At 59.5% G+C, this 12,903-nt stretch carries 11 protein-coding genes; 4 read left to right on the top strand and 7 right to left on the bottom strand.

Features of this window, described 5'->3' with window-relative positions:
- Window positions 1–118: 118 nt before the first annotated feature.
- The 4 genes from MTP42_RS03020 to MTP42_RS03005 all read right to left on the bottom strand — a co-directional run bounded on the left by MTP42_RS03020 (window position 119) and on the right by MTP42_RS03005 (window position 6,962).
- Window positions 119–1,189 carry a sporulation protein SpoIID gene (locus tag MTP42_RS03020; RefSeq protein ID WP_249257940.1) on the bottom strand — a complete coding sequence of 357 codons (1,071 nt, stop codon included), beginning with the start codon at window positions 1,187–1,189 and terminating at the stop codon, window positions 119–121.
- Between the two features lie 154 nt (window positions 1,190–1,343).
- Window positions 1,344–2,663, bottom strand: coding sequence for an HlyC/CorC family transporter (locus tag MTP42_RS03015; protein ID WP_097772740.1), 1,320 nt, complete (start codon window positions 2,661–2,663; stop codon window positions 1,344–1,346).
- A 306-nt stretch (window positions 2,664–2,969) separates the two neighbouring features.
- Complete coding sequence (clpB, locus tag MTP42_RS03010) at window positions 2,970–5,582, bottom strand: ATP-dependent chaperone ClpB (RefSeq protein ID WP_249257939.1); 2,613 nt, start codon at window positions 5,580–5,582, stop codon at window positions 2,970–2,972.
- Window positions 5,583–5,819: 237 nt separating this feature from the next.
- The gene (locus MTP42_RS03005; RefSeq protein WP_249257938.1) at window positions 5,820–6,962 is read right to left on the bottom strand and encodes a trigger factor; all 1,143 of its coding nucleotides are present in this window, start codon (window positions 6,960–6,962) and stop codon (window positions 5,820–5,822) included.
- Window positions 6,963–7,242: 280 nt separating this feature from the next.
- Between MTP42_RS03005 and MTP42_RS03000 the strand changes: the two genes are divergently transcribed.
- Genes MTP42_RS03000 through MTP42_RS02990 form a run of 3 tightly spaced genes read left to right on the top strand, consistent with a single transcriptional unit; the run spans window position 7,243 to window position 9,836 of the window.
- On the top strand, window positions 7,243–8,415 hold the full coding sequence (locus MTP42_RS03000) for an NAD(P)-dependent malic enzyme (RefSeq protein WP_098923223.1): 1,173 nt from the start codon (window positions 7,243–7,245) through the stop codon (window positions 8,413–8,415).
- A gap of 15 nt (window positions 8,416–8,430) precedes the next feature.
- Window positions 8,431–9,270, top strand: coding sequence for a fumarate hydratase (locus tag MTP42_RS02995; protein WP_249257937.1), 840 nt, complete (start codon window positions 8,431–8,433; stop codon window positions 9,268–9,270).
- A gap of 14 nt (window positions 9,271–9,284) precedes the next feature.
- On the top strand, window positions 9,285–9,836 hold the full coding sequence (locus MTP42_RS02990; RefSeq protein WP_249257936.1) for a Fe-S-containing hydro-lyase: 552 nt from the start codon (window positions 9,285–9,287) through the stop codon (window positions 9,834–9,836).
- A 95-nt stretch (window positions 9,837–9,931) separates the two neighbouring features.
- Here the strand turns inward: MTP42_RS02990 and MTP42_RS02985 are convergent, their stop codons facing one another.
- Entirely contained in the window at window positions 9,932–11,074 is a 1,143-nt protein-coding gene (locus tag MTP42_RS02985; RefSeq protein ID WP_005936461.1) for a ribose-phosphate pyrophosphokinase, read from the bottom strand.
- A 403-nt stretch (window positions 11,075–11,477) separates the two neighbouring features.
- Between MTP42_RS02985 and MTP42_RS02980 the strand changes: the two genes are divergently transcribed.
- The gene (locus MTP42_RS02980; protein WP_035395062.1) at window positions 11,478–11,864 is read left to right on the top strand and encodes a metal-dependent transcriptional regulator; all 387 of its coding nucleotides are present in this window, start codon (window positions 11,478–11,480) and stop codon (window positions 11,862–11,864) included.
- Between the two features lie 52 nt (window positions 11,865–11,916).
- Here MTP42_RS02980 and MTP42_RS02975 read toward each other — a convergent pair whose 3' ends face one another.
- Window positions 11,917–12,267 carry a type II toxin-antitoxin system PemK/MazF family toxin gene (locus MTP42_RS02975; RefSeq protein ID WP_005936458.1) on the bottom strand — a complete coding sequence of 117 codons (351 nt, stop codon included), beginning with the start codon at window positions 12,265–12,267 and terminating at the stop codon, window positions 11,917–11,919.
- Between the two features lie 143 nt (window positions 12,268–12,410).
- A complete protein-coding gene (locus tag MTP42_RS02970; protein WP_249257935.1) occupies window positions 12,411–12,827 on the bottom strand; it encodes a holo-ACP synthase in 417 nt (138 codons plus the stop codon).
- Window positions 12,828–12,903: the final 76 nt, after the last annotated feature.

The following is a 12,903-nucleotide window of genomic DNA, read 5'->3' as shown; positions in this document are numbered from 1 at the left end:
CTTCACTGGGCCATTCCACCGCCCAGACGCATTTTTACAAACTATAATAGTATACCAGATTTCGTCCCGTTTGAGAAGCGCTTTTCCGCATTTCCTGCGCTTTCCGGTGCAAAATTTATTACAGCCCCAGCAGGCTCCACAGCCAGCCGAACAGGCCGCCGTTCGAGCTGCCGCTGCCCACCGTACCAAAGGACACGCCGGTATAGTAGTGGCGCAGGATGTCCCGGTAGCCCATGCCCTGCTCCTGCGCATAGCCCACCATGCCGCACTGGCTCATGCCCACACCGTGGCCGAAGCCATAGTAGTTCATGCAGGGGGATCCGTTCTCGTCCGCGCTGAAATCAAAGCAATAACGGGAGGAAACGAACTGGCCGATGTAGCGGTAGCTCTTTCCGTTCGAGACAAAGGTATTGTACTGGACAAAGCCGCCCAGATCCTTATGGGTGGTGTCGGCGCTCTCGTAGGGCTGGCCGGTCTTGCTGTCGTTATACTCGATGTAGCGGTAATCCTTGCCGATGATCCGGCGCATCAGGTTGTGATACTGCTCCTCGTAGGGGCTTTCCACGCTCTGCAGATAGGGCACATCGGTGCCCCAGGCATCCAGACCGGAGCAGGTGCCGTACACGCCGGTCTGGGTGTTGTACCCCGCGCTGGCCGACCACACTGCATCGATGACGCTGCCGTTGCAGGTCAGCACCTCGTCCTTGACCTCAGAGACTGCCCTGCGGATGGCGCTGCGGGCAGAGGAAGGGATCTGGTCCACGGGGGTGTACACCAGCGCGTTGGCCGAAGAACCGTATTTCTTGTGGTATTCCAGATAGGAGTGGATGGCCACCGCCTGCGCTTTCCACGCCTGCTGTGCCGCCGCGTCACTGACATAGCTGCCGATGGAGCCCAGCTCGGTGTAGGTGATGCCCACCAGACAGTCCTCAAGATCCAGGGTCACGTTCCGGCGCAGGCCCTGCCCCTTGACGTTCAGGTAGGGCATGGTGATGGTATCGCCGGAGCCGAAGAGCCAGCTCAGGCAGTTTTCCTCCTCGTCCGGGATCAGAGTAGTGTTGGCACCGCCCATGGTGGTGGCACCGGCGGGCAGGGTGTCCCCTTCCGCTGCAAAGGCGGCAGGCACTGCCATGCAGAGCAGCACCACCGCCAGCATCAGCGCCGCACACCGGCGCGCAAACTTCGACATCCGTTTCAAGTTCCTTGTCCTCCTGCGTTCTGTATTTTATTCAGTTTAGCACAGTGCAGGGCTGCGGGCAAGGACTTGAATCAAGAAAACGCCGCCGGGCAGAGCCAAAAGCTCCACCCGGCGGCGTTTCACTGTTTTTATCTTATGCTTCCTGTCAGCGGCTCTCCCCGCGCTGTGCAAGGCGGGAGAAGCGCTTATCCTTTTCGTCGTCCTTCTCGGCATCCTCAGCCGGGGCGGCGGGGGTCAGGCGCACCTCCGTCACGCGGCGCTTGGCGGTGCGGGTAACAACACCATCGTACTCGCCCAGGGTAAAGCGGTCGCCTACCTTGGGCAGATGGCAGGTCTTTTCCTGCACCAGACCGTTGACGGTATTGGAATCGATATCCTCTTCCTCCGGCAGGTCGAGCTCCTCATACAGATCATCGACGCTGGCAGAGCCGGACACCAGCCAGCTGCCGTCCGACTGCTTGCGGAAGTCCTCAGTGACCTCGTCGTGCTCATCCCAGATCTCACCCACCAGCTCCTCCAGGATATCCTCCAGCGTGATGATACCCTCGGTGCCGCCGTATTCGTCCACAACAACGGCCAGGTGGTGGTGCTGCTCCCGGAGGGTGCGCAGCAGCTGGGAGATCTGCGTGGAGCCCGTGGTATACAGGGTGGGCACCACCAGATCATCGATCTTGGTCGCCTTTTTCAGGCGGGCGATATAGAAATCCTTTTCATGTACCACACCAATGATGTTATCAATGGTGCCGTGGTAGACAGGCAGACGGGAGTAACCGGACTCCGCAAAGGTCTGGGCCAGCTCCTCCAGCGGGATATCATCCTCCACAGCCACCACATCCACACGGGGGGTCAGGATCTCCTCCACCTCTACGTCATCGAACTCGATGGCGCTGCGGATGAGCTCGCTTTCCCGGTCGGTCAGTTCGCCGTCGTTTTCAGCCTCGCTGACCATAGTCATCAGCTCACCCTCTGTGATGGTATCGGCCTCGCCGCTGTGGACAAAGTGGCCCAGCAGTTTTTTCCACTGGGTGAACAGCCAGGTCAGCGGGGTCATCAGGGCCATCAGGAGCACAAGGAAGGGCGAGACTGCCGTAGCCACCTTTTCCGGCATCTCCTTGGCCAGGCTCTTGGGAGTCACCTCGCCAAAGATCAGCACGATGATCGTCAGCACAATGGTGGACATCGTTGCGCCCCGCTCGGCACCCAGCATCTGGGTAAACAGGATGGTGCCGATGGAAGCGGCGGCGATGTTCACGATATTGTTGCCGATGAGGATGGTGGAAAGCAGCTTATCGTATTGCTCCGCCATGGCCAGCACCCGGGCGGCAGAGGAATCGCCGTCCTCGGCGCGGCTTTTCAGGCGGATCTGATTCAGGGAGGAAAATGCGGTCTCGGATGCGGAGAAAAAGGCGGAGAAACCCACCAGGATCACCAGCGCTACCCAGAGCGTCATACTGCCATCGTCCATAATAAAGGAAAATCACACTCAACTTTCTGTTTTTTATTAAAGAACGGACTCCCTCAGTCTGCTTCGCAGCCAGCTCCCTCAAAGAGGGAGCCTTGCCGCACGGTCAGCCTCCCTCACCGAGGGAGGTGGCATCGCGCAGCGATGACGGAAGGAGTTCTTTCCTAGGGATACAAAAATGTGCTTTCCACCGTGGCTGTTCCGCGATGAAAAGCACATCAATGTTACTTGTTATAATATCATATTCCGCACCCCCATGCAAGCATTACAGCCGGCACAGAGGTACAAAACTGGTAAAACTGTGGAAAATCATTTCAGCACAAGGGCATTTCCGTCGTAATCCACGGTCAGTGTGCTGCCCTCGGCATAGCGGCCCTGAATGATCGCCTTGGCGATCAAAGTCTCCACCCGGCTCTGGATAAACCGTTTGATGGGGCGGGCACCATAGACGCTGTCGTAGGCAGAATCGATGATGTAGTCCTTGGCGGCGGTGGTCACGTCCAGATTCAGGTGCTTGCCCTCGTCCATGCGGCTGCGCAGGTCTGCCAGCTGCAGATCCACGATCTTGCGCATCTCGTCCTTGGTCAGGCTCTTGTAGTAGACGATCTCGTCCAGACGGTTCAGGAACTCGGGGCGGAACTTGCTCCTCAGCAGCAGGTCGATCTGATGCTTTGCCTCGTCGCTGAGTTCGTTGGTGCCCTGTGCCCGGCGCTGCTCCAGATCGTTCAGGATGATGTCACTGCCCAGATTCGAGGTCAGGATGATCACCGTGTTCTTGAAGTCCACGGTACGGCCCTGGCTGTCGGTGATGCGGCCATCGTCCAGCACCTGCAGCAGGATGTTGAACACATCGGGGTGGGCCTTTTCCACCTCATCGAACAGCACCACGCTGTAGGGTTTGCGGCGGACAGCCTCGGTCAGCTGACCGCCCTCCTCATAACCCACGTATCCCGGAGGCGCACCGATCAGGCGGCTGACGCTGAACTTCTCCATATACTCCGTCATATCGATACGCACCATGTTGCGCTCATCGTCAAACAGAGCCTGTGCCAGCGCCTTGGCCAGCTCGGTCTTGCCCACACCGGTGGGGCCGAGGAAGAGGAAGCTGCCGATGGGGCGGTTGGGGTTGGCGATCCCGGCGCGGCTGCGCAGGATGGCCTCGCTCACCTTGGTCACGGCCTCGTCCTGACCGATGACTCTCTTGTGGAGCACATCGTCCAGATGCAGCAGCTTCTCGCGCTCGCCCTCTACCAGCTTCTCCACCGGGATGCCGGTCCAGCGGGCCACAATGCGGGCGATCTCCTCATCGGTCACGCGGTCACGCAGGAGGCTGTCCTCCTTCTTCTCGTTGGCCAGCTTTTCCTCCGCTTCCAGCTGTTTCTGCAGCTCGGGCAGCTTGCCGTATTTCAGCTCAGCAGCCTTGTTCAGGTCATACTCACGCTGGGCTTTCTCAATGGCGGCATTGGTCTGCTCGATCTGCTCACGCAGGGTCTGCACCTTGCCAATGGCGTTCTTCTCGTTTTCCCACTTTGCCTTCATGCTGCGGAACTTATCCTGCAGCTCGGCCAGTTCCTTTTCCAGCTCATGCAGGCGGCTTTGGCTCAGGGCATCGGTCTCCTTTTTCAGGCTGACCTGCTCGATCTGCAGCTGGGTGATGCGGTGGGCCAGATCATCCATCTCGCTGGGCATACTGTCCATCTCAGTCTTGATCATGGCGCAGGCTTCATCCACCAGGTCGATGGCCTTATCCGGCAGGAAGCGGTCGGTGATATAGCGGTCAGAGAGGGTTGCGGCGGCGATCAGCGCATTATCGCTGATCTTCACGCCGTGGAACACCTCATAGCGCTCCTTCAGGCCACGCAGGATGGAGATGGTGTCCTCCACTGTGGGCTCATCCACCTGCACCGGCTGGAACCGGCGCTCCAGAGCGGGGTCTTTTTCGATATACTGGCGGTATTCGTCCAGCGTGGTTGCACCGATGCAGTGCAGCTCGCCCCGGGCCAGCATGGGCTTGAGCAGGTTGCCCGCGTCCATGGCACCGTCGGTCTTGCCCGCACCCACGATGGTGTGCAGCTCATCAATGAAGAGGATGATCTTGCCCTCGCTCTTCTTGACCTCATTCAGGACGCTCTTCAGGCGCTCCTCAAACTCGCCGCGGTACTTTGCACCGGCCACCAGCGCACCCATGTCCAGGCTGAACACGGTGCGGTTCTTCAGATTCTCGGGCACATCGCCGCGCACGATCCGCTGGGCCAGGCCCTCGGCGATGGCGGTCTTGCCAACGCCGGGCTCACCGATCAGGCAGGGGTTATTCTTGGTCTTACGGGACAGGATGCGGATCACATTGCGGATCTCCTGATCACGGCCGATCACGGGGTCCAGCTTCTGCTTCCGGGCCAGATCGACCAGATCCTGGCCATATTTCTGCAGAGCGTTGTAGGTATCCTCGGGGTTGTCGTTGGTCACGCGCTGGTTGCCGCGCACGGCAGTCAGCTGCTGCAGGAACGCATCCTTCTTGATGTTGAAGGCGCGGAACAGCTCCGTGGTGTTCTGGGTCGGCTCATCCAGCAGGCCCAGGAACACATGCTCAACACTGACGTATTCGTCCTTCATGGCCTTGGCTTCCCGGGCGGCAGCGCTCAGGACTTTATCCGCTGCCTGCGAGATATAGACCTTGTCCGGGTCACGGCCAGAGCCGGACACCCGGGGCAGGGCCGACAGCTTTTCAGCCACAGCAGCGGCAAAGCTGCCCGGGTCCACGTTCAGCTTCTGCAGAAGCTGCGGGATCAGGCCCTGCTCCTGCGAAGCCAGGGCGTGCAGCAGATGTTCCGGCTCCAAAGCGTTGTGCTGGTACTCCACAGCCAGCTGCTGGGCAGCCTGCAGAGCTTCCAGTGTTTTCTGCGTATATTGATTGGTATTCATAGAATCGACCTCCATTCGTACCGAAAATGTTATTTCAGCAGTCTTTCAGATTGATTGCCATTTCATTTTTAGCACTCTATCTGTTCGACTGCTAAAACTATACTCCAAACACCCCACTTTGTCAATAGGGTTTTCGATGGTACGGCAACAATTCACAAATTGTTTGCAAACAAGACAAAAATGCCGCCCCGGCGGACCCGAAGCGGCACAAGTTCTCTTGATATGGGGGCAGGGCACTCAGCTCACCACTGCGCTCTCCGTCAGCGCATCGGTGACGGCATCCATCAGGGCGACCATGGTGCAGTAGTTCTCACCATAGGTGTCGGTGTAGGAGGAATAGGTATCGATCTGCTCCTGGGTGGGCACGATGTCCAGTGTCTCGGCCACTGCCTGATAAAGCAGAGCCTCCTTGGAGTAGGTGGTGATGCTGTCGCTCATCCCCTCCAGCAGGTCATCGGCGTTCTCATAGCCAGCGGCGGTCTGCACAAAGCTGTCCAGATCGTAGCCGTAGTAGTTGGCCATGGTGTAGTAGTAGTTCAGGCACTGGTTCACCTGATAATCGGTGACCTCCTTGGGCAGCTCCTTGAAGGTGGAGTTCGCCAGCAGGTCGTCCATGATGGCGTTCTGCAGGTTGGTGTTGTAGAGCATCTTCTGGTAGAGCGCTTTCAGCTCCTCCACGGTGTGAACATCATCGCTCTCGCCGTAGTTCTCGGCCACCCACGCGTCGGTTAGCTCGGGCAGGACCTTCTCGCTGATGTAGTTCAGGGTAACGGAGAACACAGCCTTTTTGCCGCTCAGGACAACGGTGTTGCCCTCGGAATCGGTAGAATCGCTGTATCCCTCCGGGAAGGTCACGGTGACATCAAAGGTCTCGCCGGGGGTGTGGCCTACGATCTGATCCTCAAAGCCATCGACGAAAGTACCGCTGCCCAAGGTCAGGCTGTAGCCGCTGTAAGTGCCGCCGCTGAACGCAACGCCATCCACGGAACCGGCATAGTCGATGTTGACGGTATCGCCGTCCGCTGCGGCACGGTCCGTTACCTGCTTCTCGGTGGCGTGGTCGCTGAGCAGGCTGTCGATCTCGCTCTGGAGTTCCTCCTCGGTGGGCTCGATCTCAGAACGCTTGAAGGTAAGGCTTGCAAAGTTCTCGGGCAGGGTGACATAGTCAAGCGCTTTCACGCCCTCCCAGTAGCCATTCTCGTCCAGACCGCTGCTGTAGGAGAAGTTCTCGTAATCGTAATCTTCCGCGCTGCCGTAAACAGCGGCGGCTGTGCTGGAAGCAGCAGAAGAAGAATCAGCGGACTTGGAGCAGCCTGCTGCGCCCAGCACCAGCGCACCGGCGCAGAGCAGGCAGACCGCCTTTGTGATGATCTTTTTCAAAATAAAGTTCCTCCTGTTGGAACACCGGCATCCCGCCGGGTTCAGATTCGGGTCGCATAGTACAGACCTTATTATAAAGGGCAAAAGTGAAAAAGAAAAGAATTTTGCAGAAATTCCACAAATAGAGCGCCGGGTTTGTCCGACTTTTGCGGGGCACTGGCCGAAAAAGCGGCTTTTCCGGTGGAAATGCCCGCCCGGTTCTGTTAAAATAAAAGAGATACGAGAAACCCCGGCCGCTCCCTTCCGTGGGAAGCGCCCGATACAAACGGAGGAATACCCCATGGATTACAACAAAGCCGCCCTTGAAATGCACGAGACCCACCACGGTAAGGTGGGCATTACCAGCAAGGTGGAGGTCAAGACCCGCGACGACCTGTCTACCGCCTACACCCCCGGCGTTGCCGAGCCCTGCCGCAAGATCAAGGAAAACCCCGACGATGTTTATAAGTACACCTTCAAGGGCAACATGGTGGCCGTTGTCTCCAACGGCACCGCCGTGCTGGGCCTGGGTGACATCGGCCCCGAGGCCGGTCTGCCTGTGATGGAGGGCAAAGCCGTGCTGTTCAAGGAGTTCGGCGGCGTGGATGCCTTCCCCATCTGTATCGATGCCCACGATGCCGCCAGCGTGATCGCAGCCTGCAAGGCCATTGCCCCCACCTTTGGCGGCATCAATCTGGAGGATATCAAGAGCCCCGAATGCTTTGAGATCGAAGAGACGCTGGAGCGGGAGCTGGATATTCCCGTGTTCCACGATGACCAGCACGGCACCGCCATCGTGGTGACCGCCGCCCTCATCAACGCCCTGCGCGTGGTGGGCAAAAAGATGGAGGACGTGCACATCGTCCTGAACGGCCCCGGCGCTGCCGGTACTGCCATCATCAAGATGCTGATGACCGCTGGCGCAAAGGACATCGTGGCCGTGGACCAGTTCGGCACCCTGTACAAGGGCTGCAACAGCGCCGAGGCCCACAAGAACTGGCTGGGCGAGGTGACCAACCCCCGCCAGATCAAGGGCGGCCTGAAGGAAGCCATCGAGGGAGCCGACGTGTTCATCGGCGTGTCCCGCCCCGGCATCCTGACCACCGAGCTGTGCAAGACCATGAACAAGGATGCCATCGTCTTTGCCATGGCCAACCCCACCCCGGAGATCATGCCGGACGAAGCCAAGGCAGGCGGCGTGCGCGTGATGGCCACCGGCCGCAGCGACTTCCCCAACCAGGTCAACAATGTGCTCTGCTTCCCCGGCCTGTTCAAGGGTGCTTTGAGCGTCCGCGCCCGCGATATCAACGACCAGATGAAGCTGGCCGCAGCCTATGCCATCGCTGACCTGATCACCGATGCCGACCGCAGCGAGGAGAACATCATCCCCGGCGCGTTCGACCCCCGTGTGGCCGAGGCCGTGGCTGCTGCCGTGGCAAAGGCTGCCCGCGAGACCGGCGTTGCCCGCCTGTAAAGGGAGGAACACGAGATGAGGAACATCTCCGCACAAACCATCACCGATACCGTAGCCCGGCTCTGCATCGAGGCCAACACCCGCCTGCCGCAGGATGTGCAGGCGGCGCTGGACAAGGCCCGGCAGGAAGAGCCCTGGCCGCTGGCAAAGAATACCCTGGACCTGCTGTGGTCCAACCTGAGCGCCGCCAGAGAAAAAGACCTGCCCATCTGCCAGGACACCGGCATGGCCTGCGTGTTTGTGGAGCTGGGCACCGATGTCCACATCGACGGCAGCTTTGAAGCCGCCATCCACGAGGGCGTGCGCCGCGGCTACACCGACGGCTACCTGCGCAAGAGCATCGTGGCCGATCCGCTGCGCCGGGGCAACACCGGCGACAACACCCCCGCAGCCATCACCGTTCATCTGGTGGACGGCGACGGCTGCACCATCACCGTGGCCCCCAAGGGCTTTGGCAGCGAGAATATGAGCCGCATCCAGATGCTCAAGCCCGCCGACGGCGTGGAGGGCTTCCGGAAGTTCGTGCTGGAGACCGTCCAGCTGGCCGGTTCCAACCCCTGCCCGCCCATCGTGCTGGGCATCGGCGTGGGCGGCAGCTTTGACAAGGTGGCCTATCTGGCCAAGAAGGCACTGCTCCGCCCGCTGGATGTTCCCAACCCCGATCCCTACTATGCCGGTCTGGAGCGGGAGCTGCTGACCGCCATCAATGAGCTGGGCATCGGTCCGCAGGGCTTTGGCGGCCAGACCACCTGTCTGGGCCTTGCCATTGAGCAGATGCCCACCCATGTGGCGGGCCTGCCCGTAGCCGTGAACGTTTCCTGCCATGTCACCCGCCGCGCGTCGGCCCGGCTGTAAGGAGGGGCTTTGCAATGGAATACAGACTGACCACCCCCTGCACCGCCCAGGATCTGGCCCCCCTCAGGGCAGGCGATACCGTGCTGCTCTCCGGCGTGGTGTATACCGCCCGGGATCAGGCCCACAAGCGGATGATCGAAGCACTGGACCGGGGCGAACCGCTCCCCTTCGACCTTGAGGGCAGCGCCATTTACTATGTCGGCCCCACCCCGGAGCGCCCGGGTAAGGTCATCGGCTCTGCCGGCCCCACCACCAGCGGCCGGATGGATGCCATGAGCCCCCGCCTGCTGGACCTGGGCAACAAAATTATGATCGGCAAGGGCAAGCGGGATGCCGCTGTCAAGGAAGCCGTTGTCCGCAACGGCGCGGTCTATCTGGCCGCTCTGGGCGGTGCCGGTGCCCTGATGGCCAAGAGCGTCCAGACGCTGGAGGTCATCGCCTGGCCCGACCTCGGCTGTGAAGCCGTCCGCCGCCTGACCGTGCAGGACATGCCCCTGACTGTCATCCTGGATGCCCACGGCGGAGATCTGTATCTGGAAGGTCCGGAGGCCTACCGGAACCGCTGAGGAACAGCAGCCCCGGCTTCTGCTGAATGCTGTACATACGAAAAGGAGCTGTACCCCGCGGGAGTACAGCTCCTTTTGCATTGCATTCTTTCTGATCAGCCGCGCTTTGCCAGCAGAGCCTCGATCTTCTTGATGGGATCGATGATGCTGGAAACAGACATATCGTGGTTCAGTGCCACCACGAAGTAGGCAGCATACTTGGAGACATCCACGTCAACATACCAGTCGCGGGTCAGCAGCTCGGGCTGGCGGTAGGTCAGGTTGGTGCCCACAACGTAGTCCAGCTTGCCATCGGCAACTGCCTGATCGAACTTCTTCAGGCCGCTGGTGAACAGCGGGAAGGTCGCGTTGGCAATGATGCGGGCAGCGCCGCGCTCCTTCAGGTTGCCGGCAACCTCCAGCATGCTCTCGCCGGAAGCGATGATATCGTCGGCGATAAAGACAGTCTTGCCCTCAACAGAATCGCCCAGATACTCGTGTGCCACAATGGGGTTGCGGCCGTTCACCACGCGGGTGTAATCGCGGCGCTTGTAGAACATGCCCAGGTTGCAGCCCAGCACGCTGGAGAAGTACATGTTGCGGTTCATGGCACCCTCGTCGGGGCTGACCACGATGAACTTCTCCTTATCAAAGCTGATCTCGGGGTTCTTCTTCAGCAGGCTCTTGAGCACCTGATAGGTGGGCATTGCATTGTCGAAGCTGAGCAGCGGCACAGCGTTCTGAACGCGGGGATCGTGGGCATCAAAGGTGATGATGTTGCGCACGCCCATGGTCTGCAGCTCCTGCAGGGCCACAGCGCAGTCCAGGCTCTCGCGAACCACGCGGCGATGCTGACGGCCGCCGTACAGGCTGGGCATGATAACGGACACGCGGTGTGCCTTGCCGGCCACTGCCTGGATCAGGCGCTTGAGGTTGGCAAAATGGTCATCCGGGGAGAGGTGGTTCTCGTAACCGAACAGGTTGTAGGTAACGCTGTAATTGCCCGGATCGATAACGATAAAGATATCGTCGCCGCGCACAGACTCCCTGACCAGGCCCTTTGCGTCACCGCTCTGGAAGCGGGGGCACTCGCAGGGGATGATAAAGCTATCCTTCTCCACGCCTGCGGACTTTGCCCATTCCACCAGATGCTGGTCGATCAGCTTGGTCAGCTCCTCTGCACCGGGGCAGGCCAGCAGACGCAGGTCTGCCACGCTGGGTTCCTGGAAAAATGCCATCGGATTGATCTCGTTGGACATACTTACAACTCCTTCAATGTTCCTGTTGTCTTGACGATGAAATCAGATGCTGAAAGCGCATATCTGTCTTTATTTTATCACAAAAAACAGATTTCGACACACCTAATTTCTGTCTTGGAGCCATTTTCTGCGGCTTGCACAGCTGTTGTTCAAAAACACGTTGGAGACTGTGAGTTTCACACAAAAAACCTTCCTTTTACCTTCCTCTTCCCCTTCCCCCTGCCTGCTGCCCGGTGGTTCCTGCGCACAAACCCACAGATTTTTCATGTTTCAGTTGGTTTGTTTTAACAAACTTTTAGGGATTACTTGCATCCCCCGGGAGAATGTGGTATTCTATAACAAACCGAACCGACGTGCGTTTTCAGCCCCGGGCCGGGAATCAAGAAGGCAGGAGGCCGATACCATGCAGATCCACCAATCCGCAGAAGATTATCTTGAAACGATCCTGATGCTCAACCAGAGAATGGGCCGTGTCCGTTCCATCGACGTGGTCAATGAGCTGGGCTATACCAAGGCAAGCGTGAGCATTGCCATGAAGAAGCTGCGGGAGAACGGCTATATCGCGGTGGACGGTGAGGGCAACCTGACCCTGCTGGAACCGGGCCGCGAGATCGCAGAGCGCATCTACAGCCGCCACCGCCTGCTGACCCATTTCTTTGTGCAGCTGGGCGTGGACGAGGAGGTCGCCGCCGAGGATGCCTGCAAGGCAGAGCATATCCTGAGTGAGCAGACGCTGGAAAAGATCCGCGAATATGCCCTGCTCCACGACGCGCAGGACAGCGTAAAATAACCGGAATCATCAAAAAATGAGACTGCCAGGCCTTGGCAGTCTCATTTTTTTGTCAGTAGCTGTCCAGCCCAAGGCTGACATCCAGCGCCTGATTCACCCGACGCTGATCCTCAGGCGTGATCTGCCCGGCCCGCTCGCGCAGGCGGTGCTTATCCAGCGTGCGGATCTGTTCCAGCAGCACCACACTGTCCTTGGCAAGGCCGGTATCTGCCGCCCGGATGTTGATATGGGTGGGCAGGCGGGCTTTGTCCAGCCGGGATGTAATGGCCGCTGCGATCACGGTGGGGCTGTGCCGGTTGCCGATCTCGTTCTGGACGATGAGCACCGGCCGGATGCCGCCCTGTTCCGAGCCCACCACCGGTGAAAGATCGGCGTAAAAAACTTCTCCTCTGTGTACCTCCATGGAATCTTCCCTCCCTGATCTTGGAGGATGCGCCCGCTATGTGGTGCGTTTTGCGCATCCTCAGTCGCTCTGCCTTTAGTATGAGCCGACTGCAGGGCCGCTATGCACGCGCGGGCTTATTCCATTGTATGCAGCTGAGAAGTTCAGGTTTCCGTTTCCAGGATGCAGTACGCCATGGCCATGCCGTCTTCATGGCTCAGGGAGAGATGTGCCCGCAGGCGGCGTGCTTCCACCCACTGGGCGCTCCGGCCGGAAAAGTGATAGGCCGGTGCACCGCCGGGCAGGCGGACGGCTTCTATCTCGCAGAGGGAGAAGGGCTCCCGCAGACCGGTGCCCGCCGCCTTGAGGAAAGCCTCCTTGGCCGCAAAGTCCGCCGCCGCGCTGGCCATGGTATGGGCGGTGCGGCGTGCCGTGCCCTCTTCCTCTGCCAGAGGCAGGCCCAGTGCCGCCTGCTCCGCCGGGCCGAACACCCGGCGTGCAAAGACCGCGCCATGGGGGCCCAGCAGGCTCTTTTCCATCCGCGCAATGCTGCACAGGTCGCAGCCGATTCCGTAGACCATGAAAAACCTCCTGAACGGAAAAATTCGTTCCGTTCTTTTTACTCAAATTTTCAAAAATTTTTAGGCAAAGTGTGCA

Origin of the sequence: Faecalibacterium sp. I2-3-92, from assembly GCF_023347315.1 — a bacterium.
GTDB lineage: Bacteria > Bacillota > Clostridia > Oscillospirales > Ruminococcaceae > Faecalibacterium > Faecalibacterium duncaniae.
This window is presented reverse-complemented; position numbering and strand designations above follow the sequence as displayed.